The sequence below is a fragment of the Shewanella olleyana genome, from assembly GCF_023283825.1.
GTDB classification, from domain to species: Bacteria; Pseudomonadota; Gammaproteobacteria; order Enterobacterales; family Shewanellaceae; genus Shewanella; species Shewanella olleyana.
Map to the genome: position 1 here is coordinate 182,756 of NZ_JAKILD010000001.1, position 25,610 is coordinate 208,365.

17 protein-coding genes, 1 tRNA gene and 1 other RNA gene are annotated in these 25,610 nt (G+C 40.1%); 6 read left to right on the forward strand and 13 right to left on the reverse strand.

Annotated features, from left to right (window positions below):
• Window positions 1-3: 3 nt before the first annotated feature.
• The 4 genes from L2735_RS00805 to rmf all read left to right on the forward strand — a co-directional run bounded on the left by L2735_RS00805 (window position 4) and on the right by rmf (window position 4,507).
• Entirely contained in the window at window positions 4-270 is a 267-nt protein-coding gene (locus tag L2735_RS00805; protein ID WP_248982904.1) for a glutaredoxin family protein, read from the forward strand.
• Complete coding sequence (locus L2735_RS00810) at window positions 267-2,192, forward strand: ABC transporter ATP-binding protein (protein ID WP_248982905.1); 1,926 nt, start codon at window positions 267-269, stop codon at window positions 2,190-2,192. Before L2735_RS00805 ends, L2735_RS00810 begins: the two co-directional genes overlap by 4 nt.
• A gap of 25 nt (window positions 2,193-2,217) precedes the next feature.
• On the forward strand, window positions 2,218-4,131 hold the full coding sequence (locus L2735_RS00815; protein ID WP_248982906.1) for a DUF3466 family protein: 1,914 nt from the start codon (window positions 2,218-2,220) through the stop codon (window positions 4,129-4,131).
• A 199-nt stretch (window positions 4,132-4,330) separates the two neighbouring features.
• Window positions 4,331-4,507 (forward strand): ribosome modulation factor, encoded by a 177-nt coding sequence (gene rmf / locus L2735_RS00820; RefSeq protein ID WP_102528615.1) that lies wholly within the window; start codon window positions 4,331-4,333, stop codon window positions 4,505-4,507.
• A 180-nt stretch (window positions 4,508-4,687) separates the two neighbouring features.
• Here the strand turns inward: rmf and fabA are convergent, their stop codons facing one another.
• On the reverse strand, window positions 4,688-5,203 hold the full coding sequence (fabA, locus tag L2735_RS00825; protein WP_153914792.1) for a bifunctional 3-hydroxydecanoyl-ACP dehydratase/trans-2-decenoyl-ACP isomerase: 516 nt from the start codon (window positions 5,201-5,203) through the stop codon (window positions 4,688-4,690).
• Between the two features lie 73 nt (window positions 5,204-5,276).
• Window positions 5,277-7,016, reverse strand: a complete 1,740-nt coding sequence (locus L2735_RS00830; RefSeq protein ID WP_248982907.1) for a S16 family serine protease — start codon at window positions 7,014-7,016, stop codon at window positions 5,277-5,279.
• A 243-nt stretch (window positions 7,017-7,259) separates the two neighbouring features.
• Between L2735_RS00830 and L2735_RS00835 the strand changes: the two genes are divergently transcribed.
• A tRNA-Ser gene (locus L2735_RS00835) sits at window positions 7,260-7,350 on the forward strand.
• 887 nt (window positions 7,351-8,237) lie between these two features.
• Here the strand turns inward: L2735_RS00835 and L2735_RS00840 are convergent.
• The 9 genes from L2735_RS00840 to L2735_RS00880 form a co-directional block, all read right to left on the reverse strand.
• Window positions 8,238-10,040: an amidohydrolase gene (locus L2735_RS00840; protein WP_248982908.1), complete on the reverse strand. Its 1,803-nt coding sequence runs from the start codon at window positions 10,038-10,040 to the stop codon at window positions 8,238-8,240.
• Window positions 10,041-10,322: 282 nt separating this feature from the next.
• Window positions 10,323-11,969 carry a pyridoxal-dependent aspartate 1-decarboxylase PanP gene (gene panP / locus L2735_RS00845; RefSeq protein WP_248982909.1) on the reverse strand — a complete coding sequence of 549 codons (1,647 nt, stop codon included), beginning with the start codon at window positions 11,967-11,969 and terminating at the stop codon, window positions 10,323-10,325.
• A gap of 130 nt (window positions 11,970-12,099) precedes the next feature.
• Window positions 12,100-13,263, reverse strand: coding sequence for a glycerate kinase (locus tag L2735_RS00850; RefSeq protein ID WP_248982910.1), 1,164 nt, complete (start codon window positions 13,261-13,263; stop codon window positions 12,100-12,102).
• Between the two features lie 558 nt (window positions 13,264-13,821).
• A complete protein-coding gene (locus L2735_RS00855) occupies window positions 13,822-14,973 on the reverse strand; it encodes a sugar diacid recognition domain-containing protein (protein ID WP_248982911.1) in 1,152 nt (383 codons plus the stop codon).
• A gap of 24 nt (window positions 14,974-14,997) precedes the next feature.
• On the reverse strand, window positions 14,998-15,462 hold the full coding sequence (locus L2735_RS00860) for a hypothetical protein (RefSeq protein WP_248982912.1): 465 nt from the start codon (window positions 15,460-15,462) through the stop codon (window positions 14,998-15,000).
• A 317-nt stretch (window positions 15,463-15,779) separates the two neighbouring features.
• Window positions 15,780-17,867 (reverse strand): MtrB/PioB family decaheme-associated outer membrane protein, encoded by a 2,088-nt coding sequence (locus L2735_RS00865; protein WP_248982913.1) that lies wholly within the window; start codon window positions 17,865-17,867, stop codon window positions 15,780-15,782.
• 12 nt (window positions 17,868-17,879) lie between these two features.
• On the reverse strand, window positions 17,880-18,869 hold the full coding sequence (locus L2735_RS00870; RefSeq protein WP_248982914.1) for a DmsE family decaheme c-type cytochrome: 990 nt from the start codon (window positions 18,867-18,869) through the stop codon (window positions 17,880-17,882).
• An 82-nt stretch (window positions 18,870-18,951) separates the two neighbouring features.
• Complete coding sequence (locus tag L2735_RS00875; RefSeq protein ID WP_248982915.1) at window positions 18,952-20,970, reverse strand: OmcA/MtrC family decaheme c-type cytochrome; 2,019 nt, start codon at window positions 20,968-20,970, stop codon at window positions 18,952-18,954.
• A gap of 278 nt (window positions 20,971-21,248) precedes the next feature.
• The gene (locus L2735_RS00880) at window positions 21,249-23,390 is read right to left on the reverse strand and encodes an OmcA/MtrC family decaheme c-type cytochrome (RefSeq protein WP_248982916.1); all 2,142 of its coding nucleotides are present in this window, start codon (window positions 23,388-23,390) and stop codon (window positions 21,249-21,251) included.
• A gap of 714 nt (window positions 23,391-24,104) precedes the next feature.
• Between L2735_RS00880 and ffs the strand changes: the two genes are divergently transcribed.
• An RNA gene (gene ffs, locus L2735_RS00885) (signal recognition particle sRNA small type) lies at window positions 24,105-24,201 on the forward strand.
• Window positions 24,202-24,319: 118 nt separating this feature from the next.
• Here ffs and L2735_RS00890 read toward each other — a convergent pair.
• Window positions 24,320-24,646, reverse strand: a complete 327-nt coding sequence (locus L2735_RS00890; RefSeq protein ID WP_248982917.1) for a late competence development ComFB family protein — start codon at window positions 24,644-24,646, stop codon at window positions 24,320-24,322.
• A gap of 36 nt (window positions 24,647-24,682) precedes the next feature.
• Window positions 24,683-25,588, reverse strand: a complete 906-nt coding sequence (locus tag L2735_RS00895; protein WP_248982918.1) for a histone deacetylase family protein — start codon at window positions 25,586-25,588, stop codon at window positions 24,683-24,685.
• Window positions 25,589-25,610: the final 22 nt, after the last annotated feature.

The following is a 25,610-nucleotide window of genomic DNA, read 5'->3' on the forward strand; positions in this document are numbered from 1 at the left end:
ACCATGAAAAGTAGTAATATGTTAACTAACACCATGAATAAAAATTCTAGCCTCATTTTATATCACACAGATGGTTGCCATCTGTGTGAGTTAGCTCAGTCATTAGTTGAACAATTAGACATGAGCTATGAGCATATTGATATTTGCGATGACGACGTTTTAGCTGAGCGTTATGGTATTTCAATTCCAGTGTTAGTTATGGGTGAAAAAGAGCTGTTTTGGCCATTTGATGGCGAGCAGTTAACTGATTTTATTAGGAGCGTCGTTTGAGTCTAGTTCGTATTAATAATGGATCGTTAGCCTATGGTTATACGCCATTATTGAAAAATTCTGATTTCACTATTTTACCTGGTGAGCGTGTTTGTATTGTAGGCCGAAATGGCGCAGGTAAATCAAGTTTGATGAAAGTGTTATCAGGTGATGTGTTACTTGATGATGGTGAATTTAACATTGCCTCCGATGTGACAGTAAGCCGCTTACAACAAGATCCCCCTAAAGCTGAAACAGGAACTGTATATAAGTATATTTCAGCTGGCCTTCAAGAAATTGGTGAACAGTTAGAACGATACCATCAGCTTTCCCATGATGTTGCAACAGCAGAGCCTGATGCAATGGAGAAAATGCTCAATCAAATGACTCGCTTGCAAGAGTCACTTGACCATAATAACGGTTGGCAACTTGATTCACGGATCATTCAGAACTGTGAACTATTAGGACTCGACCCTGATAAGCCACTCAATGAGTTATCGGGCGGTTGGCAACGTAAAGTGGCATTAGCGCGTGCGTTAGTCAGCGAGCCAGACTTATTACTACTTGATGAACCGACTAACCACCTCGACATTGATACGATTGAATGGTTAGAGCAATTTTTGCTTAACTTCAAAGGCGCGATAGTCTTTGTCAGTCATGACCGTGGCTTTATTCATCGTATGGCAACTCGTATTGTTGACCTAGACCGCGGCGTTGTAACGTCATGGCCTGGTAACTACAAAATGTACTTAGAAGGTAAGCAAGAGTGGCTTCGCGTTGAAGCTGAGCAAAATGCGCACTTCGATAAGAAGCTTGCCGAAGAAGAAGCTTGGATCCGTCAAGGGGTTAAAGCGCGCCGTACTCGTAACGAAGGCCGCGTTCGAGCCTTAAAAGCCTTAAGAACGGAACGCAGCGAACGTCTGAATCGTCAAGGCAATGCGAAGATGAACGTCAGTGATACTGAGCGTTCAGGTAAATTGGTATTCGATATTAAAAATATCAATTACAATCTGCCTGAAAAAGACTTGGTTAAAAACTTTAGTTCAACCGTGATGCGCGGCGATAGAATCGCGTTAATCGGACCGAATGGCTGTGGTAAGTCAACGTTAATCAAGCTATTGATTGAGCAGTTAACGCCGCAATCTGGTGAAGTAAAAGTCGGTACTAAGCTTGAAGTGGCTTACTTTGACCAATATCGTGAAGCACTCGACCCTGAAAAAACGGTTGAAGAGAACGTTGGTGATGGTAAAAGTACTGTGACGATTAACGGTCAAGACCGCCATATATTGAGCTACTTACAAGACTTTTTATTCTCGCCTGCTAGAGCAAGAACCCCAGTTAAAGCATTATCAGGTGGAGAGAAAAACCGTCTGTTACTTGCACGTTTGCTTTTAAGACCTGCAAACTTGATTATTCTTGATGAACCCACCAATGACCTTGATGTTGAGACCTTAGAATTGTTAGAGTCTTTACTGACTGACTTCGAAGGGACTTTACTGATTGTGAGTCATGACCGTGAATTTATCGATAATACCGTCACCAGTAGCTGGTGGTTTGCTGGTAATGGTGGCTGGCATGAGTATGTTGGTGGCTATAATGATGCAGTATCTCAGGGCGCTAAATTTTATTCTGAGGAACCTGAAGCCGCATCTGTTGTCATAGCATCAGCGCCTGTTGAAACTAAGACTGAAAAGCCTAAGCAAGCAACAACTAATGCGCCAAAAAAATTATCGTTCAAACTTCAACGTGAACTCGACCAATTGCCGAGTAAAATGGAGAAGTTGGAACTAGAAGTTGAAGAATTACAAAATACAGTGGCTTCGGCTGATTTTTATAGCCAACCACAAGATGCTGTCAATTCAGTGCTGCAAGCATTGGCGACAAAAGAACAAGAATTGGACACTTGCTTTGAACGTTGGGAAGAACTCGAGTCATTGAAGTAAGCGCATAATAAAAATAGGAATTAAAATGAAGTCGAAGTTTGATAAGGCATTATCAGTCGTTGCTTTGAGTGTGCTTGGCGCTATCGGAAGTGTTCAGGCAGCACCAGTATATGAAATTGTAAATATCGAAGATGTTGATCTTAAAGGTAATGTCGATGGCACGAGCCGCGGCTATGCTCTTGGCGTTAATGCCAACGATGAAATGGTCGGTGTATCTAAAGGTAAGAAAAAATTATCAGTAGATGACGAAGATGACGATGGTGTTATCGACGTTGAAGATGGTATCGCGCCTGAAGAAGCTATTGTTTATTCGGTATTTCTGCCCATTATTGCCAACAACTACACCTTTACAGCTGAAGAGAATGATGCTGAATCTCCATGGAATCCTAACTTCTTTAGTGTCAATGGTACGACAGCACCAACCGATGTTGATGATGAAGGTGATTTGATTATCAATTCAGTTGATACCTTTTTCTATGGTATAAATGATAGCGGCGTAAAAGTTGGCGCTTATACAGCACCAGAAAAAACCATGGAATATGAAGGTGAGCAACCTGATGATGAAGAGGACTTTATAGACTTTTGGTATTACCGTGACTTTGAATTGCGTGGAGTGGCTGTTACCGCTGATGGAACAGAGATTGATTTAATTCCTTCTTATCAAACGTATGTTCGTGAAGAAGATGATTTTGTTGTCGAGCTTGGTGGCTGGTCTGCAGCAGCAGCGGTTAATAACAATAATCTAGTTGCAGGTTATGCAAGTACTGACATTATTGAGTTTAGTTCAGATCGTATTGATAGCTGTATTGATACTAGCTTAGAAGAAGACAGAGAGTATCCAGCACCAGTGGAAATTTGTGTCCAAGCAGATCAGTATCCTTCAAATGGACGCCGCAATATTTCCTATCAAACTCGTGCGCATGTTTGGCAAATAGAAGCTGATAATACTATTCCTGAAGACAATATCGTTGAATTACCTCTTGGTTTGACGCCGGACGAAGATTCAACGTTAAATTATATTGCTCAGGGATTAGGGATTAATAATGATGGTGTAGTCGTAGGACGTTCACATACTTACCGCAATGGTAAAGAAGACGACTTATATCAAGATGCAGCATATTGGCAGAAAAATACCACAACGGGTGAATACGAATATAACTGGATTGATCCTGATATCTTCAGTGACACTGTATACAGTTCAATAGCCTATGATATTAATGATAACGGTATTGTTATTGGTAGCCTAGAGAAGTACATCAGTGGCTATGTAAGAGAAAAATTCTTTTACTATGACATCAATGACCCAGCGGCTGAAATTGTTGTCCCTGATGATTTTCAAGATGGTTTATCTGATTTAACCAGTAAACCAAAATCAATCAATAATGCAGGGCAAGTTGTGGGTAATATTGAGGTTACTTTTGACAAAGATAAACCTCGTCCAAAAGCGGGCTTCTTGTATAACTTACATGATAACGAGTTTATTAATATCAATAATAATTTAACTTGTGAATCGAAAGGTTATGAGCAAGATGAAGATGGTAATTGGACTCGTCATCAAGTCGATGTGATTGATGGTGATGGCTCAATATTAACTTACGGTGCTGAATTTTATGTTGTTGAAGCTAACAGCATTAATGAAGATGGCACCATTGTCGGTACTGCATTCGTTCGCAAACCAATATATCAATATGATAGCGATGGTAATTTGATTGTAGATGAAGAAAGTGGTTTACCTCTTTTTGAAATTAATGGTTTTGGAGAGCCTGTTACTTCATTCTTAACAAGAATGGTGGTACTTAAACCTGTATCAGGTAATCAAGAAGCGTGTACTGAATCAGATTTGATTGAAGATGAGCCTTATGAAAGACAAGGCGCAGCTTCATTTGCATGGTTATTAAGCTTGCCATTGCTTTGGTTACGTCGTCGTAAAATGAAATAGCGCGATCATTTTTTGAGCGAAAAGTCGAGGTTTTTTCCTCGATTTTTTTTTGCCTTTTTTCTCAATATCTTAATTAAAAATGCATAATTTTGTCATAAATCGACATTGATCTTGTATGAATTTTCGCCTATTTCTTATGTTGAAGCCATTAGTGAGGTACAGGTTAATTTGGCTTAATTAACAAAATGAGGATGTGTTAATGAAAAGACAAAAAAGAGATCGACTAGATAGAGCTTTTTCTAAAGGTTTCCAAGCGGGAATTGCAGGGCGTTCAAAAGAACTTTGTCCATATGGAACTTTAGATTCTAAATCACAATGGCTAGGCGGGTGGCGTGAAGGTGTTGATGGCCGTTTAAGCGGTTTATTTAACAAATAGATATTAATTGATTTGAAAATATAATAAGCCCTCATAGGAAATATGAGGGCTTTTAAGAAAAACGGTGAGTGTTTTAAGGCGTTCGAATCTTGGGTTAGATTAGGTTTTACTTTTAGATTTCTTTAATCGAATTATCGTCACAAAACTTCGCTATAAAATTTAGCCATAAAATTGAGCTTTTTAGAATGAAGAAGTATCAGTAAAAATACCCACTTTTAGATCGGTTGCTGAGTATATCTCGCGGCCATCGACTTCCATGACTGCATCAGCAATTCCCATTACGAGTTTACGATGGATCTTACGTTTCAGGGTTAGCTTATAAGTGACTTTTTTAGCTTCAGGCAAAACCTGGCCAGTGAACTTAACTTCGCCAACTCCTAAAGCACGGCCTTTACCTTCTGCGCCTTCCCAACCAAGATAAAAACCGACGAGTTGCCACATCGCATCTAAGCCTAAACAGCCAGGCATAACAGGGTCGCCATTAAAGTGGCAATCGAAAAACCATAAGTCAGGAGTAATATCTAGTTCAGCTACGATTTCACCTTTACCGAACTCACCACCGTCTTCATTAATCTTAGTAATACGGTCGATCATCAACATATTATCGACAGGTAAGCGAGGTGAATTAGGCGCAAAAAGGTTACCATTACCACATGCTATTAACTCTTCTTTAGTGAAACTGTTAGCTTTTACCATTTAAAATATTACCACTTAATATTGAGTAGGGGGACAAGATAGCGAACACGTGTAAGCTAAACAACTCCGATCACTAAATAATCCGTAATTTTATTAATATTTTTTGCAAAAAAGATGGCTCAATGTCGTCATCATCTTGACCTGCCATTTTCTCTAGACGCTGTTGTACTAATCCATATAAAGATTTCTCAGGGAAATCATTGTCTTCATTTCGCTCGCCTGCTGGGAGCTGCATCAGCAAAGCAATGGCTTCGTCCATATGTTCAATGGCGTGAACATGGAACAAACCTTTGTCGATAGCATCTATAATTTCCGGTTCTAGGTTTAGTTGCAGCACATTCGATTTTGGAATAATGACACAGTGTTCACCATTTAATCCACGTGCTTTACATAAATTAAAGAAACCTTCGATTTTTTCATTCACGCCGCCAATCGCTTGTACATTTCCAAATTGGTCGAGTGCACCTGTCACAGCAAAAGCCTGATTGATTGGTTGCTCGGCAATTGATGACATCAGGCAGCAATATTCAGCTAGGGAAGCGCTGTCGCCATCAATTTCTTGATATGACTGTTCGAAAACGATGTTGGCATTAAGATGCAATGGTGCGTCACGACCAAATATACGATATAACGAAGCAGATAAAATCATCATGCCTTTCGTATGTATATTGCCACCTAACTCCGATTTACGTTCAATATCGATGACCTCACCATCACCATAATGCACTGTGGTGGTAATTCTGGCAGGCTCACCATAGCTAGCATCTTGAGTATCAACAACAGTTAGACCATTTATTTGGCCAATCATCTCACCTGTTGTTTGCAGATTAATGAAATTATCATTAAAGCTTTGTGCTGCGTAAAGCTCTGAACTGTCATGACGTTTTTTAGCGTTTATAATGGCTTTTGATATAGATGAAGCGGTCAGTGCTTTATTCGCGTTGAGTGCATTAGCCTGCGTAATGACCTGCGCTATTTGGAGCATTGATAAACTTAAGCGTTGCTGGTGCTCAGTGAGTTTAGTGCTATACCAAAATAACGGCATGATTGAAGATAAATCTAATTCAACTTTATATTCATTGGCTAAACTCACTAACCATTGTAGATACTGGTTTTCTGAGTATTTAGTCAAATCTAATTCTGAATTAACTTCAGCAAGTAATGGGAAATATTTAAAAAATACTCTGTCATCGCTGCGTAAATGCGTAAATAAATTAACTGAACCGACAAAAATAATTTTGCAATTAAGTGGAATAGGGGCAAGTTCGCTATTAATGCGATAATGACCTTGTTCAAGAATTTGCATCACAAATTCCCACAAGCCTTCGCGTTTCCATAATGACTCTACATCAATAAACACATAATGATTGGAAGCGAATATCCCCGGCTTGTATTGACTCGATTTATCGGTCTTCTGCATTTTACCAATCAGGTCTGCACGACGAATTTGACCGCTAACATAGCTATACAACTGGTTTTGATTTGCAATGGTACCGACATTGGCTGATGGAAGCTCAGTTTGCCAACGAAAGTTAAAGTCTTGATTTTCATTTTGACTTTTAGTGGCGACCAGATATGAATCAGAGGGAGTATCAGCTTGCCCAACCAAGGCCTTAATGAAAAGCTCACGATCGATGCTGGCAAAATCGGCGAGATATAGATGTTGATTTTTGACTTTTGTCATCAGATTAAATGCATCTACACAGCGCTCTTGACCAAGTAATAGGTGGCTTAAGTATGCGGTACTTGGTAAAGATTGAGGCAAGGTGAACTGCGGCGCAAGTTGTGAGGTTGGGATTAAAGTTGTGGTCATAGCAACAAATGTTAGAAATAATTAAATCGATTTTAGCACACAATATCGTCATATCATTGAAATGATTCACCCATTATTGCGCTAGAATTGGGTCGTTTAAATTGGGTTTGATTGCTTTAATAATTTATTTAGGCTTGGTTTGGTTAAAAAAACACTAAAAAGACTATTTGATGACCATTTGAATAAGTTTTTAAAAAATCATGTTTACAAGTGAGTCTGATACTTATATTATTCTCGGCGTTCGGAGAGATGGCAGAGTGGTCGAATGCACCGGTCTTGAAAACCGGCATGGGTTTGTAGCCCATCTAGGGTTCAAATCCCTATCTCTCCGCCATATTCAGAAAAGCCCGCTATAAATAGCGGGCTTTTTGCTTAATTAAATTAGAGTTAGTTCGGCCAGAGAGTTAAAAGGTTTGTAGCTCATCAATGTAGGGTTAAAATCCCTATCTCTCCACCATATTTAGAAAAGCCCGCTATTATATAGCGGGCTTTTTGCTTACTGAAATTTGAGTTAGTTCGGCCACAGAGTTAAATGGTTTGTAGCGCAATCAATGTAGGGTTCAAATCCCTATCTCTCCGCCATATTTAGAAAAGCCTGCTATTTTATAGCGGGCTTTTTGCTTTCTGAAATTTGAATTAGTTAAGCCAGAGAGTTAAATGGTTTGTAGCGCAATCAATGTAGGGTTAAAATCTCTATCTCTCCGCCATATTTAGAAAAGCCCGCTATTTTATAGTGGGCTTTTTGCTTTCTGAAATTTGAGTTAGTTCTGCCAGAGAGTTAAATGGTTTGTAGCGCAATCAATGTAGGGTTTAAATCTCTATTTCTCCAGCATATTTAGATAAAACCGTTACTGCAAAGTAACGGTTTCTTTGCTTTCTAAATTATTGAATATTGCCAACAGGTTTGTAGCGAGCTAAAGCCAAGTTCAATTCACTATCCTTGCGCCATATTTAGAAAGCCCGGAACTATAAAAGTTACGGACTTTCTAGGCTAGCAATCAGCTATTAATACATTCATCTAGTGTGCTAATTGGCATTTATTTGTTGTGGTCAATTTATATTGAACACGATTTTAGGATTTACTTTTAATGATGTGTATTCATGAACAATGTATTGCTAATATAAATCATTGACTGGTTTGTCTATTTATTTTACCAATAAAAAAACACAGTCCGAAGACTGTGTTTTAAACTTTAGAAACAAGTGGGTTGAAGGGGTGTTCTAATTTTTCGCCTCAAAAATGTTACCTCCCATTACAGTTCCCCAAACAGGAACATCTTTTATTTTATTAGGAGAGACTTTGTAAGGGTCCGACTCAAGAACCGTAAAATCGGCATGTTTACCAGGTTCAAGGCTACCGATTTTGTCTTCAACACCCAGTGTATAAGCCGCGTCTATCGTAATTGCTCGCATTGCTCGCTCGACACTAATTGCTTCACCAGGGGCTACGACTGTTTTGCCATCTTCTGCGATACGGTTAACCACAGTCCAAACTGCGGTTAATGGCAGCATGGGCACTACAACTTGTGGGTAGTCAGAATGGAGCGCAAAAATCACACCTTCACGAGCAAGAGAGCCATATCGACCAAATGCTTCAGAGCGGTCAGGCCCATAAGCGTGTTCAGAGTGTAATAGACTTCGGTAGCTAGTGAAATACGGATTACCGCTAACTAATGCGCCTAATGCTTTAATACGACGAGGTTGCATAGAGTTACTGATACTAAAGTGCTCAATGGTATAACGGTGATCGAATCGAGGCTTCGCATGCTGTAACTCTTCCAAGCTATCAAGTGCTTGATCTAATGCCATATCACCATTTGCATGAATGTGGATCTGAATGCCTTTATTCCAGTAAGGTGCCATAGTCTTGGTTAAATCAGCCCAAGGAATAGCATTTTCTGAACCATTTTTGCCATCTAAATAACCAGGGTAATTTACTTTAGAGGACATTAATGGCAGCGAACCGTCGGTAAAGAATTTAATCCCTTTTACATAGGCTTTGTCAGTATTTCTAGGTAAAAAATCGGCGTAAGTAGCGAGTGATTTATCTTTAAACTTATGTGACATGGTTTGACCGTCAGCAATAAGTTGGATACGAATAGGAAAATCAGGGTTATTGGTTGCGGTGAGAGTATCATTCCACTCCGCATCAAAATCGAAAGCGCCATATAGCATTTCAGCAACGGTTGTGACACCCGCTTTATTAGCAATATTAGCCATGAATTGCAGGCCACCAACCCCGCCCATTGCCATAATATCTTTAAATACTGGCCCTAGAGCAGCCTGTACGGCTAAGTTCTCATTAAATACTCCACTTAAAGTGCCATCTGAATTTTTGTACACCCCATGAATTTTAGTATCAGAGGTAACCCCTGTTGCTTTTATAGCGGGTGAATTCAAATATACAAAGTGTGGTGCAAAGCCTATAACATAAATGGGACGCTCGGTTGAAATAGCATCTAGCTCTTCACGATTCAATCCACCACCATGATTAGCAGGGTCAAAGCCCCATGCTATCAATGGCTTAGTTTTATCAGTTTCATTTGCATGAGTTTGTTTAAGGGTTTCTATAACATCTGCGTGAGTCGGAGACGCTTTTTGCATTCCATCTCGACCTGGCCAATCTAGAGGGCCAATATAGGTGGCAGACATGAATCCTGCAGACATCCACATATGTGAATGTGGCTCAATGAACCCGGGAGTAATGACCTTGTCTTTTAGCGTGTCATTAATGGTGTAGTCATAACGTGATAACCAAGGTTGCATTGACTCTATGCTGCCAGTAGATAGTACTTTACCATCTAATACTGCAACTGCTGTGGCTTCAGGACGGCCTGGATCCATTGTGTATATTTGCTTAGCTGTAAATACTGTTATGGGTTTACCATCTTTATTTAAGGCTTCTAACCATTCAGGGCTGCTTTGAGCTCCTTGCGCACAAGCAAGGTTACTCGCTAAAGTCAACGCACTGAAAATTACCGTTCGTTTAAATCGAAGAAAGTATCTATTCTTTACACCAGTCATTTTTGCTCCTTTGCTCTATTTAAAATAGATTTTAAATCTATTTTAAATACATCCGTTTTGTTGATAATGCGGTTTTACTATATCTCCTTGAAAGGCGATGGTCATGCTATTTGTTGTGATGTTGTAAATATAGTTAAATATTTACAGGGTGTCCGCCCCATTCTAACTAATTGACAAAATATCCTTTGTTTAATTAAAGTCTTTCTCTTGAGCTGTAAGCCTTTGAGCAAATATTAAAAAACCAGCCGCGTGGCTGGTTTTTTTAATAAGCAATTTGAGTGCCTAACTGCACATGGCCATTAACTGCGGCAGATATTTATTGTCTAATTTCGCTATCTCAATTTGTTCCTGCAATACATTAATGAGTATTTCATGGGTGGTTAATGGGTTTGCTAATACCACTCTGAAGACCGTTGTTGTCTGTCGTTGATATTTTGCTGGCTTTATACGCGTACGAGAAACAAAAGATTTACCTTGTTCACGCTGATGTTTCTGAATAAACCGCGTTAACCCATCAAGTAATTTATGACACTGATTAAGCGTGACTGTGTCATTTCGGGTGATAGCATTATTTATTAAAACTTGAACTTGCTGAGGGACAAATCGGTAGGTCAAGATGCACAGCTCAGGCTCAGTGATGAGTTCAAAATCTTGGTGATTGTTAATCTTTTTTGCAAAGTATCGTGCTTTTTCGAGGCTATTATTGATTAAAATCTCATAACCTTCACTGCCAATGATTTGTAAGCAAGCATGCACTAACATCGCCATGCCCGGTCTTGAGCCTTCTAAGGTTTGGCTGCCTAAATCTTTAGAGCCGACACGAAGAATATACTCAGCATGGTGTGCAATCGCATGGGCCAATTCAGGATCTTTAAATAACACCATTCCAGCGCCCATTGGCACATACATTTGTTTATGTGCATCTATGGTGACAGAGTCAGCAAGTTCAATACCTTTAAGTAAATAACGATACTTATTAGATAATAAGCTTGCGCCGCCCCAAGCCGCATCAACGTGGAAGTGACATTGTAATTCTGAGGCTAATTGAGCGAGTTCAGATAATGGGTCAATGTTGCCAGTTTCAGTGGTGCCTGCAACGCCAACAATTGCCATCACTTTAATATTGTCTTTTTCCAGCCTTGCGGCTGTTTGACGCATCTCATTTACATTGACTTTGTTGTCAGCGTTAGTCGGAATACTAATGATATTGTCACGGCCAATGCCAAGTAAATCTGCCGTTTTACCTATTGAGTAATGACCACGTTCAGAAACTAAAATGGCTAAATCGTCATAACCATAATGCTTTAATGCGCGTGGCAAGCCCTCTCGATTAATCCCTTTAAAACTGCCGTCAGCTTTGAGTAACTGATTTCGTGCAATCCATAAAGCGGTAATGTTGGCAACCGTTCCACCAGAGCAAAATGCGCCAAGGGAGTAATTAGCGCTGTGCATCCACTGGTCATAAAAGTCATTAGATTGATCAAAAATCAAGTGGTGCATCATGCCGAGCACTTGACGTTCAAGCGGGGTAAATGCTTTCGATGTTTCAATTTTGACTAGGTTTTGATTTAAGCCCACCATCATTTTTGACAGTGGCAAAACAAAGTAGGGTAGAGCTGAGGTCATGTGGCCGATGAAACTAGGCGCAGAGGTATGTACTGAGTGCGCCACTAAGTTTTTCATTATTTCATCAGTGTAATCTGATACAAATCTTGGTGATTCAGGAATTTGATAGGCGCAAAAATCTTGTTCGATAAGCGTTAAAGGTTTTTCAAGCGCTGCAATACTGTTACCTAAAAAGCCCGCTAAGTCTTCAGAAAGCTTTTGCTCAATAATACTTAGTGTGGATTCCGCATCTTCAGGAATAGTAAAAATACGTAGAAGGCTCGCTTCTGATGCTTGGGCTTGTCGGTAGTTCTTTGCGGTCATGTAATCGTGCCATCATTTTTATTTTTCAGCCAAGAAGCGTTAAATCATTAACGTGCTTCTTGGCAATTATGAGGGCTAACTTTACTTCATGGATTATGGGTCAGCAAGTTTTTGCTAAAATCGAGCTGATTTATAACGAAAGTTTTAAGGTCGCGGCGATATTTTGAGCGGTATGAACTAAATTATTATGGGCATCAGCTAAAATATTATCCAAAGGCGCGAGTGCTGGAATGATAGGGAAAATGGCTGTCATGCCTTTCTCTAGTATCAGTTCAGCACCTTGACCTAAACAACCTGCAATACCAATTACAGGGATCTGCTGGCTTAGTGCTTGCTGCATCACTCCCATAGGTGTTTTCCCGCTTAGGGTTTGGCTATCCATTCTACCTTCGCCAGTGATGACGATATTCGCCCCTTGCATTAACTCTGCTAGCTTGACTGTTTTAATGACAATATCGACCCCAGGCTGTAGCTCAGCGTTCAGTAAAGTCATGACTCCAAAACCCATTCCGCCAGCGGCGCCAGCACCTGGGTATTGTGCTATATCATTAGTGAGTTTTAATATTGGGGTGTTATTAACGATATCTGCAAAGTGATTAAGCGTGTTATCTAACTCAGTAACCATTTCTGGTGTAGCGCCTTTTTGCGGGCCGAAAATAGCAGAAGCGCCATTGTTGCCGCATAAAGGGTTATCGACATCGCAAGCCACCTCGATTTTGCAGTTAGCAATCAGTGGATGTGCTGTCGAATTGTCAATATAAGCTAATTGACTTAAGCCAGCAGCGCCGTAGCCGATTGAAGTGCCTTGAGCCGTATTCAATTTAAAGCCTAATGCTTGCGCCATACCAGCGCCGCCATCATTGGTTGCACTGCCACCTAAGCCCAAAATAATGTGATTAATTCCCTTATCAAGCGCATCACGGATAAGCTCTCCAGTACCATAGCTAGTTGTTAGCATCGGATTGCGTCTATCTCGTTCAATGTGATGTAAGCCAGAAGCTTCAGCCATTTCAATCACAGCGGTAACACCGTGTGTATCCTTGCCTTGAGATCCTAATATGCCGTATTGCGCTTTAACAGGTTGCCCATCAGGACCTGTCACTTGCAAGGTTTCCAGTCTGCCACCCGTGGCATCAACCATGGCTTGTACTGTACCTTCTCCGCCATCAGCCATGGGGACTTTACAAAATTCAGCGTCAGGAAAAACTCGCTTAAAACCTTCCTCTATGGCATTAGCAACACCTAATGCACTAAGGCTTTCTTTAAATGAATCAGGGGCAATGACAATTTTCATAACAGATCTCTTGGGCTAAGTTAAACGAGTAAAAGTGCCACCTTGTATAGGGTGGTACGGTAAAACTAAAGTAGAGCTAAATTCAGAATATAATAAAAGCCATGGCTGTTGCACCTCGGATTAGTGTTGCCATTGTTTGTGCTCGATAAGCTTGTTGAACAGTCATGCGGCTGAATTCGACTGTATTGGACTCTATTAGGCAACGAATTAACCGGAAAGGCTATCCTTTGATGAGATCCCCTCATGACGCAAGAAGCAATAGCTGTGACTACAAGTCCTGCATCGCTTATCAGTCTAATATCTACCAGTTATGGTGAAACGATAAAGCCTGCCGTTGTTACAACAATAAAAATTATGCTCACAATAATAACTCTGAGCAGAGTATGAAAAGGTGTTGTTTCTGTAGAGGTATTATTGAAAACTTACTTACTATAGTCTTTGTGCAATGTTATCAATAATTAGCGTTAAATTGATTTAAATATGTGCAATTGCACAATATTGTTTTGGTTTAACTTTAGTGAGTTTGATTGTTCTTACAACGAAAGTAGCTTGATAGCATCAGGTTTGATGCATTATTTGACCTAGGTATAGATTGAGCAAATGGTGAAATTCTTGCAAATTCGTGCCGGTAATTTGCTGAATTTTGTCTAAACGATATCGGAGTGTATTACGATGAATAAACAGCACTTCTGCACATCGCTTATGATCGCCTATATGTTGAATATAAGTCGATAAGGTCTTTTGTAGTACGCCATTTTTATCCGCTTCAACCAACTTTAAATAAGGTGCTGAAAGGGCGTCACCACGCCAATGCTGTTTAAGGCCTGTGAAAATAACTTGTAAGGAATAGTCTTCATAGAGATATTTATTGCGATCTGGATGTAAACTTTTACCAATTGCTAGGGTTTCTTTCGCGGTGCGGTAAGATTTAGCGATCCCATCAATCCCGAGAAAGAAGTGACCTAAGGCAATCTTGAGGGTTAATTCCATATTGGCTGGAATGCGTTTCAACAGTTTATCTATGCGCTGGCTTTCAAGTTCAGGATCCCACTGTTTTCCATCAAGGTAAGCAGGTTTTAAGATGACTAGCTGGTTAAGCGAAGTCATGGCAATGAGGCTATTAAGGTCTGGGGATTGTAACAAATTGACTATTTGCTTTAGGGCTTGGTTATTATGGATTTGTTGCTGATTAACAGATTCTATTTCGATAATAGCGACGACACGCTTTACTGTTAAATCAACTCCGAGCTGGTGGCCCCAATGTGTCAGTTGGTCGATATCTTTGTCTTCAGCTCTAATAAGCTGCAGAATAAACTCTTCCTTTTGTCTATTTTGCCACTGTAATTGGTCTTGCAAGTTGGCTTGTTCGACAATCATTTCAGCGGTCATTTTTAGTAGCTCACCATATTGTGCAAGCTCACTGGGTTTGCCTGTTATGCCAATCACGCCAACAATTTGCCCTTGGTAGTGCAAGGGTAAGTTAAGCCCTGATTTAACGCCTTGAAGGCTTGGCGCTATATCTTGGTTAATTTCCACTTTTCGGTTTTGACTAATAGCCAGTAAAGCGCCTTCATGGATTGAGCCTATTCGCTCGTTAGAACCAGAACCTAAAATGACCCCTTGGGCATTCATCACATTGATGTTGTGCCCAATGATTTTCATGGTTCTGTCTACAATCCTATTGGCGATTGCACTGTCAATTACATACATATGTCACTCAAAATAGGCTGTGTTTTAGCCCGCTACTTGGTTCATTAATTGATAAAGCCAGTAAAACAATAGACCGTAACTGGTTAATAAAGTCAATACTGTTGCGAACTTAGCAAATGGTGGCACTTGTGTTTGTTTAAGCCCAATGTGGCATAAGGCAATTGAGAATAAGCTTATCGGAGCGACGATAATACTGAGAGGTAAAATCACTATAGCACCTGTCAGTAAAATCAGCGCTGAAAGACGAGAAGGGGGTTTCTTATTGGTTAACGGCATTGGGATTAATGCCATACCCACTGATAGCACCACTGCGCCGAGGTAAAGTACAAACTGGGCAAAGAATTCATATTGAGTGATAAAACCAACCAGTGCAGCGACAGGTATTAACAATGAAATAGTCACATGCTTTTGGCTAAATGATGCTTGTACGTATTGCCCTGAAAAATAGCAGCAAGCTTGTACAATCGCGTTAATAAATGAAAATGCCATTAACCCAATTAAAATGAGTATGCTGTCATTCGTTATTGTTGTGGTTGATGCGTAGGCAGGCATAGCTATAAATAAGCTAGCTAAACCAGTTAGAAAAAGAGGTGTTTTTGGCATGGTATGTTGAGTCTAATAGTATACTTTGCATCAAATTTTAATCGACATCGTTTAGAATAGCTTTTGTTAATTTAGCAATTTCGAGTGTTTTGTTTATAAATGCGAATATCGGCACAAAAAATGGCAAATTCCCTCAGTGCTAGATATAAAACTGATACAAAAAAGCCTGCATAAATGCAGGCTTTTTATCTATTAACTCAAGCTTATAACTTGTAATTAACGCTTAACATAACCATATGTGCAGTGTAGTCATGGCTGTTACTGCCAAAACTCATCACATTCCAGATATCATCAGGTGCGATATCATTTGCAGCATCATTATCTAAGTACTTTTCAATTTTATAATCTAGACGGAAAGCCATTTTCTCAGTGGCTTGGTATTGACCATATAAATTGATGTTATGCACTTTGGCGAAGTAGTCACCATAGTCACCCGTTATACCTTGGCGAACTTGAGTGTTACTGTCAGACTCTGAGTAAGTGTAATCTAAGCCTAAACGTAAGCGGCTATCCATTAAGTTGTTGTAACTTAAGTTTGCACCGACCACATCAACAGTATCTTCGATATCTGCTTGCCAAGTAGGACCTGAGAAGGTGCTGCTACCTGATTGCTGAGATTCAATAACCTGATAGTTATAGAAGGCATTCAGCATTACATCTTTATTGAACATGTAATTGAAGTTGATATCGTAACTGCTGTCTTTCGACTCAGTTAAGCCAATTTCAGTATCAGTGTAGTCATCTAATGCATAGCGTAAACCTAAATCAACAGTCAAGGCTTCAAGTGGCGTATAGCTAACGCGTGCTTCAACCATAGTGCGATCACGATCTGCTAGGTAGTATTTACGCAACAGGTCGTTATTTTCAGAAGATGTCCACTCAGATGCTTGGTAATCAGAACCGTCACGGTTACCGAAACTACCTTTCACCCACATGTCCCAGTTATCAAAACTGTTTAAGCGGTATCGAGCCCAAACGGTACTTTCTTCAGTGACTTCACGTTCAGAGTAACTGCGCTCATCACGCTTGTAATCAACACCACCATCAAGTTTCATACCGCGGTTAATGCGGTAGTCAGCTGCAATTTTTGCGCGATGTGTCGTTTGGTCATATGGCGTATTATATGCCACTTGTCCGTTCACATCGTTAATGCTGATTTGAGTCCACTCTTCAATGTTTGTGTTGTTTTCACGGTCTGAGTAATCGTAGCTACCAGACACACGCACACTGCGATTAACACGAGATGCTGCTTTTAATGTCATACCTGTTAGGTCAACTTTTGCATCTACAGACTCTGTTGGTACGCTGTACCCGTAACCTGAAGTCACTAGGTCTTGATCTTGACTCATTTGGCCAAACATTAAGCGCGCACTAGCTGCGGTACCATTTTCTGTATATTGACCAAGAAGCGAAACAATGTGTGATTCGTTATCAGGGTCGAGCGCCATATACCCACGAGTTTGCGCACCAAATGTTGGGTTAAATGCATTGTCATAGCCTAATTGGGCATTATCATTTTTAAAGATTGAGCCGTCATAGTTTAAGCTTGTGAACCAGTTTGAACCACTAAACTTAATACCAGCATTGATGCTATCAGTCGTGTAATCAACAGGCTCTGCAATCATCATTGACTGATTGAAGAAGCTACCTGAAGCGGTTTTAGTGCCGGTTTTTTCTTCTCGAAGATAATTCACATAAGTTGTGAACAATGACTCTGTTTGATATTCAAAACCAAGGCCCGCACGTTCACGTTTAAGTGAAAGCTCAAACGGGTTAAGGCTACTGTATAACTCAGTCATACCATCAGTTGAACCAGCAGTTTGCCAGTTATCAGGTAACGTTAAGTCTGAACCGCCAATACCTTGATATGGAGAAACGACACTGTTTGAATCATAAGTCGCGATTGAACGGTAGTTTAGGTTCAAATTGTATTGACCTAATTTACCGACGTTCACATCCAATCGGCCGTTGTCTAAACCTAGGTCAGTCGCTTCAACTTTTGCGCGGTAACCAGACTCACCGATGTAGTTAACATCAGCGTCTAGCTTAGGCGCAAATTCGTTATCGCTACCAAATGCGTTAGCTGAGTGAATGTCATCTTCACTGTTGTAACCCACACCAACGCCAACACTGCCAGTTACGCCAGTTTCTACCGCACAACCTTTACAAACCCATTTGTCGAATTTGACTTTGTCAACATTGGCACTGCCTACACCGTACCCATCTGCTGCCATTGCAAATCCTGCATTGGCAACTAACGCTAAGGTGATTATATTCAGTTTAAATTTCATAGTCGTACATCCTTAACGCTGAAGTAATTTGCCAGAAGGGTGGTTAGAACCATGTACTTGGCTATGACAATTTAGACAACTGCGGCCACCAGTAAAGGCATTATCACCAACATTAGAACCCATACCTGTGTTCCCTAAGTAAGCATTACTTGCATGGCCATCGCTGGCGTGACATTGCTGACAAAGTTGTGGAGCACGAGTTTTAAGCATTCCTTCATTCACTGAACCATGAGGGTTATGACACGTTACACAGTTTTCAGTTACAGGCGCGTGTTCCCAAAGTTTAGGGCCACGTTTTTCAGCGTGACATGAATAACACGTCTCGTTCACACTTGGTTTAACCAGGTCTGAATCAGCCATGCTTCCATGAGGATTATGACAATCACTACACGTCATTTGATTCCATTTCATAGGATGACTTGAGCGCTTGTTCATATCAGTTTTTTGTTTTGTATGACAGCTAGTACACACTTCCATTTCAGTCTTTTTAGACAGAATAGGATCGTTGGCTGTATGTACACTATGACAAGAAGCACAAGCAACATCAGCATTATCGTGATGGCTAGTATTCCAAGACATACGTTCGTCATCTAAGTGACAGCCCATACAAACACTATTTTGCTTTTCTGGTGCTAACGTTGAGTTAGGGCCAAAAGCAATCATTGGCTCGTTACCACCACGGTTATGTTTACCCATTGGGCCATGACATGCTTCACATTGAAGGCCTGCCATAGGGCTTTTAGATGATTCAATCGCGCCGTGAACACCTTTAAAGAGATCCATGACTTTTTCAGAACGTTTGTGACACATTAGGCACGAGTCTGCGCCTTTAGGTGAGTAGCTGCCTTCTTCAAACTTTTTATCAAGAACAGCTTCCACTTCGTCAGGGGTCATTTTTGCATCCCACTTCGACGCGTAAGCCGAGTGAGACATCCCAACAGATAGCAATACCATTGCTACAAATGTCGGGATGATAGAATTTAATTTCATTTTGATTTTCATAGTTAGGCTTCCCAATCTAGCTCATGATGTAAATGCGATTTTTGTAAAGTAAGGGAGAAGCAAGCTCCTCCCTTATTTGAAATTACATGTTCACCTGAGTGTGATCGAAAATCGTAGGCTTATGACAAGCCATACAGAACTCAACTTGAGCAGAGGCATTGGCATCTTCATAAGAACCATTTACAACAGCGCCTTGACCTTCGGCATGTGCTTTGATGCCTTTAACAAACTCACCATCTTCGTTGGTGTAGTCTTCAAGGCTATGACATGAACCACAAGTTGCGGTGATAGGTGTGGTATATACATCTGATACAGAATTACTGGTAGCAAGTGCGCCTTTTAGTTTAAACGCATCAAGGTTGAAATCATTATGACACTGTGCACAGTCTCCAACTATTCCTTCTTCATTATGTCTTGCATGTAATTTAATTTCAAAAACACCTTGCGTACTGTATGGAGTACCATCTGGAGTATGACAAGCTACACAGCCGTCAACACCGACAACCACTTCACCATCAGCATTTTCACGACCTAATTGCTCAGTCATAACGAAACCTGCATGATTGCCTTTGTGAATTTCAAAGGTGTCACCGTGACAGTTTTCACAAGTATTGAATGCGACAGAGTTTGTATGACGCATACTTGGTGCTTCACCTGAAAGGGTACCGAATACAAGATCTGCTTTCATCCCCGTGGTAGCAACACCTTCAGCACAATCAACAGCTTCAATGCCATTGTTACACATCTCTAGGCCAATGAAGCTAAATGCCGTATCTGTGTCTTGTATACCTGCTGGTGAGTACTCACCAAATGGTAATGAAGGAATAGTATATTCAACATTCCCACCAACAATTGTAACGTCAGCAGCAAGTTCACCACCGCTAACAAAATCGTAAGCAACTTTCGCTAAGCCGCTACCTGGGCTTGCATTGTAACCCATGATAGGGAAGTTAGGGCCAACGTTAGTAATCGTTTCTAAACGTTGGATTTTGCTAACCAACGTTGAAGCATCAACAGCTGTGCCAGCTGCATCAGTAATTGATACTGATAAAGTTGCTGATGTATCAGCATTAACTGTCAGAGTAGAAGACATGCCGTACATATCGATAAAGGCTTTCTTCTCAACGAAACCACCAGTGTGAATTTCTTCAGTCCAGCTTGCGTTGTGACATGCAATACAGTTTGAATTATCTGATTGTTGTGAGTGACCTTCGCCAGCAACAAAGTCGATGCCAGTGTGACAACTCGTACAAGTTTCCATGGTTGGAATACGTGTCCAGTTACCCCATTCTGTTAATTCTTCAGATTCAACGTGACAAGTTTGACAGTTGTCTTGAACGATTGCATGTGCAGTTTCAGCTGTGTAATCGTTACGGCCCCATACTTTGTTAGAGTTATGAACGTTATGAACTAAGTGAGCGAAAGCAACTTCAGGCTTACCGCGCCCATCAGCCCACTCTTGAGTGTGACATGTGATACAAGTTTCAACTGTCGTTGCTTTGTGATAAATCTTTTCACCTTCAGCGTGACAACTTGCACATACTTCATGAGATACGATGTTTTTGGTGTATTGAGCTTGGTAGCCTTCACCATCAAAGTCAGCAACAATTTCACTAACAGGAACAGCAGTAACACCGTCTAATAAAGTCGAAGCTTCAGCAACTACGTTAAAGCGTTGGGTTAGTTCAGTATTGAAGGTTTCAGTATCAAAGGTTTCGAAAGTAAATTCGTAGCTACCGTTCTTATTATCAACAAAAGTTGAAGTAGAACCTAGCTTCTGCCAGTTTGCACTGTTACCAGCACCGCTAGCTCCTGCAGGGATAAGTTGAGCTGCATTTTCAATTGAGAAGTCTTTAAGGCCGACTACTGCTTCATCATCTTCATTAGTCGCGTAAACTTTTACAGTTGGTATGTTGTCAGCATAAGTTACTGACAGCACTTCTAAGTTTAACTGTTCAATGGCTTCAGCTGGCTCGCCACCAGGTAGGCCTGGGTTACCGTCTTTACCATCATCTCCGTCACTGCCACAGCCTGTTAAGGCTAGGCTGACTGCACTTGCTACTAGCATCAGTGCTATTTTAGAATTTTTCTTGTTCATCATTTTGTCCCTGCATAATAAGACATTGCTGAAATTTGACTTGGCTATTTATTTTGCCTAGATACGTAGTCTATTGAGTCAATTTAGCTTTTGGGTTTTAAATTCATCAATTATAAGATTAATCTACAATTAAAGAAAAATCTTTAAACCTCGACTGATACTGTGAAGCAGATCAGTCTATTAATAAAGAGGTATATATTTTCTCGTAAAAACCTTATTTTTATTGACTAAAAGCAAAAAAGAGTCGCACGTTGGCGACTCTTTGTTTTGCTATCTAGCCTTTATTGTCCGCCCCAATCAGAGTGAGCTTCGAGAAGTTGATTATCGTTGTGACAAGTAGAACAAGTCTCTATCACATTTAACGCTTCATAATCTGCTTCTGGTACACCTAATGAGTCAATTCTACCGACAACACCACCATTTGTTTCAATGTGCTGAATCGTTGATTCATTTAATCCGTAAGGTGGTACGTGACAACTAACACAAGCTGCGGTTTGAGGAGAAACAACTAACAAGCCTAAGTCATCACTACCAAATGCTACAGGAGTTGACTCCGATGTGATCCCTTGAATTGAGAAACCATCATCACCATGACACGCTTGACACTCTGTTTTCTTAAAGAATAGAGAACCACTTGAGTCATAAACATAATGTTTAGAGTGAACTTTAGTCGCTAAGTTTGACGCATCGCCACCAGAAGTTGCACGCGTGCCGTTATGACAAGAAGCACAACCATCGATATCATTTGTGTAACGATGTGTAATTTGCGTTGTATGACACTGCTGACAATCTGCCATTTCAGCATGTTGCATACGTGGAGATTCAGCAATTGAAGTGCCATCTAAATTAAAGTAGAAGGTGTCAGAGGTAACATATGGAGCATCTTGGTCTCCAGCATCTAACTCATCAGTGTTACAGATTTCAATAACACCTTTGCCTGAACAAACATGCAGTTGACTGCTAAGAGCAATGGTTGAACCTGCTTCAATCAAAGTAGCGATTTCGAAATCAGTTGCTTTGATAATTGAAGTGATAGAGCCATCAGCGTTTTCAGTAAACGTGTCGTAGCCAACTTTTTGGTAATTAACTAAGAAGTCATCAGTCAATACACCATTGATTACGATTGCACTGTTGTAACCACCGTATTTATAAGGGCGAGGGTCGATTTGATTTATCGCTACCGTCTCTTCACCATTTTTAACGGTAAAGTTAACTTCGATTTCTGACCCATCAGCTGCAACTTCCATAGAATTAAACTCTACTTTTAGTGTTGTCGCTAAAAAGTCGCTGTTTAACCCATAATGAGCGTCATTAGCACCACGTCCGTTACCGTTGTCACCGTGACAGTCAAAGCAATTTCTCTCTGCAAAGTTGCCTCCATGAGGAGCAGGTACACCGGCTGCTTCTGCAGCAGGGCTTGGGCTATGACAGCTCCAACATGCAGTGGTATCAACATCAGCCTTCCAGCTATCAGTGAGGTTAAACTCTTCATTTGGATTGTGACAAGTTAAACAGTTTGATGTCATCTGCGGGTAAACACCGTCTTCTGAGTAGTTCGATGTTGTATGGATGCTGTGAACCATACCTTTTATCGAACCATCATACTCGTATGCTTCACCAATTGGGTTACCGTCAGCATCTTCATCTTGCTTACTGTAACTGTTATAATCAGCGTGACAGAATGAACAGGCTTCTTCAGTGTTATGTTTACCGCCATGCATTGACAGTTCACCAGCTTGTCCTGCACGGTGACATGTTTGACAATCTGAGTTGGCAAGGATTTGAAGTGGCTTTTCTACTTGAACATCAGTAGCGGGTACCCAGTAAAAGAAACTGTTGTTAACCATAGTTTCTGAGCTGTTATTAGTCGCTTTGATTGACATGTAAACGCCATTTGTTGCGTCAGCCATGTAATCGTACTTGTCTAATGTATCAATAGCTTGATCAATGGTAATTGTGTAGCTGCCATCTTGATTATCTACGAAGCAGTCTTCACACTCACTTTTATCTCCAGCAAAATAACTAGAACCAGTAAAGTAACCGTCACCCTTATCTTTATTGAAATAACTTAACCAAATTTGTCTGTCGACACTTGGGTTAACAATTTCATCTTCGCCTGGTTCGTCAGCAGAACCAATACGCCCAAAAGAAATAGCAGCTACATCAGCTTGTGTTAACCCAACAACGGCTACGCCATTAGCATCGCTTAGTTTAAAATTAACCGTTAGAAATTGGTTTTCATCAACACTAGCCGTAGTAATAGTACTAGTTAATGCTGAAACAGAGCCTATTGGTTTACCGACGATGCCATCTTCACCATCTTCACCATCTTTACCGTCACTACCACAACCGGTCAATGCGAAGGCTAATAGGCCTGCACTGAATACCGCTTTGGCAGTAGTGTTAAAATTGAATTTTTTCATCATTGTTCCCTGCAAGAGATTTATTTTAACTTAATTCTTCATCACTAAATTAAGCGTTTGGATCATTTAATACCTAGTAATAAACTCTCTTATTTTATTGAGTTAGCTCTGCAATCACTGTGATTGAGATCTTACTATTCCGAAAGAGGTATTACTTAATTTAACAATTTGAACATTAAAATGTTGAAATTGTTAAATTAAAAAGGGTGTTTGGCTTGCTTTTGTTGTATTCAAGTGTTCATTCCGATCTGTGCTTAAGCATTTGGAATGCTCAATTCGAGCAAGCTTAATTTAAAAATCATTAACTAACGAACCATCGAGTACATTGCTTTTAGCTAAAATTATCATTACTAATAATAAGTGTTTTATGTGACTTATGTGTTTAAAATCTGATTTTTTGGCTCTTTTTAGAAGATGTGATAGTGGTTTTTGCTGGAAGTGTGACGCAGCTCACGGTGGCTATGGTTAAGGCCGTGTTTGCTAAAAAAGATAGATTGTTTCGAGTTTATATAAATTAGATATTTTTTGATGAAAAATAGCATTGTTATTCATTTTTAGCGGTTAGTTGAACAAATAACGACAGAATTGAATGTTCTTCGCTCAAACAGACACAAAGATGGTAAAAGAGAGCGGATTTAACTTGATCATGCTAATGGCTTAGGGGATAATCCTGCCGTTCACATAAAATCACTTTATGTGAAATCTATGGTGACCTTAGGGTCCCCCCGCAATGATAACTTGTGAACTCGGCCAGGCCTGGAAGGGAGCAACCGCAGCAAGTGACTCGTGTGCCGGGGTGTGGCTCTAGGGGAACCTCCAAATTCCTCTTTTTCTCTATATATAGATTTACTTCTTAAATTTATTTTTATATACAAAATCAGATTTAAATTATTGTTTAGAAGTCACTCTACTTGCGCTAAGTATTTTTGCTAACTATTTTCAATAATCGGCAAAGCTTCAAGTTTTACTTTTGCTTCAGCTTCTTCTTCGGCAATCCGCTTTTTCAGATTTGTTTTCAAAAACTCTCTAGATTTCTCTAGTGCAGCTTGAATTTCATTTTTCATGTTTTGTAGTTCGTTATAATCTTCAAAGAAGTAGGTATCAACTAAGTGCCTAATATAGCGAACGGGCAATTGATTTAGGGTTACACAGCATAAATCTGCCAAATACTCTTCAGGAAGTTCTTCCATTAAGCCTTCATCCCTCAGTATTTCCATTAGTAAAACTTCATAATAATTACGGATATCAACTTGCATATTTTACTCCAAGAGAATGACTTTTATATCAGTTTGCTACCAGATTGAGTTGGCTGCAATAAAAAGTTGGCTATGACGTTGAGTTAATTCATCTTCATTTCGGCTATAGCCTCCACCTATCACGGCGGCAATAGGGATTTCAGCTTGTTTAGCTTGACTAAAGATAAACTTATCACGGCTTAAAATACCACCTGTTGAAATATTGAGGTAGCCTAAGTCATCATCTGAATGGATATCAACACCTGCATCATAAAGGATCAAGTCTGGTTGATAGATTTGAATCAGGTAAGGAACGACTTGTTGTAAAGTTTTGATGAAGTCATCATCATTTGTGCCCTTGTCAAATTCAATGTCATGGTCAGAATGAGGTTTCCGTGAAGGAAAGTTTTTAGCACAATGAAAAGAGCAACTGATTATGTTTTCTAAGTGCGATGATAGTGTCGCAGTGCCATCACCTTGATGTACATCGCAATCAATAATAAGCACTTTAGTCGCTTTACCCATATTAATCATATTATTCGCAGCAATCATTAAATCATTAAAAATGCAAAATCCACTGCCATAATCGTAATGGGCGTGGTGATATCCTCCACTTAAATGTAAAGATACGCCGTGTTTAATTGCTAGCTCTGCACACAGTGTAGTGCCATTTACTGCATGTAAGGTTCGATTAAGTAACGCTTCACTCCAAGGAAAACCAATACGACGCATCACTTTGTATTCAAGTTTATTCGATATAAAATCGTTCACATATTGGGGCTGGTGCACTTGTTTTATTAATTCAATATCGATTTTATCTGGAGAGTGAAAGTCGGCAGGAGTGGTCAAATTGTGGTTGAGTAAATATTGCTGTAGTAGCTGGTATTTAGATGTCGGGAATCGATGCGTAGCAGGTAACGCCAGCTGAGAGTAGCTGGCGTGATATACAAGAGGAATATTCAATTAATAGTTATAAGCAAAATTA

Coding starts and splice junctions, on each gene's coding strand:
- L2735_RS00805 (WP_248982904.1), top strand. CDS start 4: ATGAAAAGTAGTAATATGTTAACTAACACCATGAATAAAAATTCTAGC.
- L2735_RS00815 (WP_248982906.1), top strand. CDS start 2,218: ATGAAGTCGAAGTTTGATAAGGCATTATCAGTCGTTGCTTTGAGTGTG.
- rmf (WP_102528615.1), top strand. CDS start 4,331: ATGAAAAGACAAAAAAGAGATCGACTAGATAGAGCTTTTTCTAAAGGT.
- fabA (WP_153914792.1), bottom strand. CDS start 5,203: ATGGTAAAAGCTAACAGTTTCACTAAAGAAGAGTTAATAGCATGTGGT.
- L2735_RS00830 (WP_248982907.1), bottom strand. CDS start 7,016: ATGACCACAACTTTAATCCCAACCTCACAACTTGCGCCGCAGTTCACC.
- L2735_RS00840 (WP_248982908.1), bottom strand. CDS start 10,040: ATGACTGGTGTAAAGAATAGATACTTTCTTCGATTTAAACGAACGGTA.
- panP (WP_248982909.1), bottom strand. CDS start 11,969: ATGACCGCAAAGAACTACCGACAAGCCCAAGCATCAGAAGCGAGCCTT.
- L2735_RS00850 (WP_248982910.1), bottom strand. CDS start 13,263: ATGAAAATTGTCATTGCCCCTGATTCATTTAAAGAAAGCCTTAGTGCA.
- L2735_RS00855 (WP_248982911.1), bottom strand. CDS start 14,973: ATGTATGTAATTGACAGTGCAATCGCCAATAGGATTGTAGACAGAACC.
- L2735_RS00860 (WP_248982912.1), bottom strand. CDS start 15,462: ATGGCATTTTCATTTATTAACGCGATTGTACAAGCTTGCTGCTATTTT.
- L2735_RS00865 (WP_248982913.1), bottom strand. CDS start 17,867: ATGAAATTTAAACTGAATATAATCACCTTAGCGTTAGTTGCCAATGCA.
- L2735_RS00870 (WP_248982914.1), bottom strand. CDS start 18,869: ATGAAAATCAAAATGAAATTAAATTCTATCATCCCGACATTTGTAGCA.
- L2735_RS00875 (WP_248982915.1), bottom strand. CDS start 20,970: ATGATGAACAAGAAAAATTCTAAAATAGCACTGATGCTAGTAGCAAGT.
- L2735_RS00880 (WP_248982916.1), bottom strand. CDS start 23,390: ATGAAAAAATTCAATTTTAACACTACTGCCAAAGCGGTATTCAGTGCA.
- L2735_RS00890 (WP_248982917.1), bottom strand. CDS start 24,646: ATGCAAGTTGATATCCGTAATTATTATGAAGTTTTACTAATGGAAATA.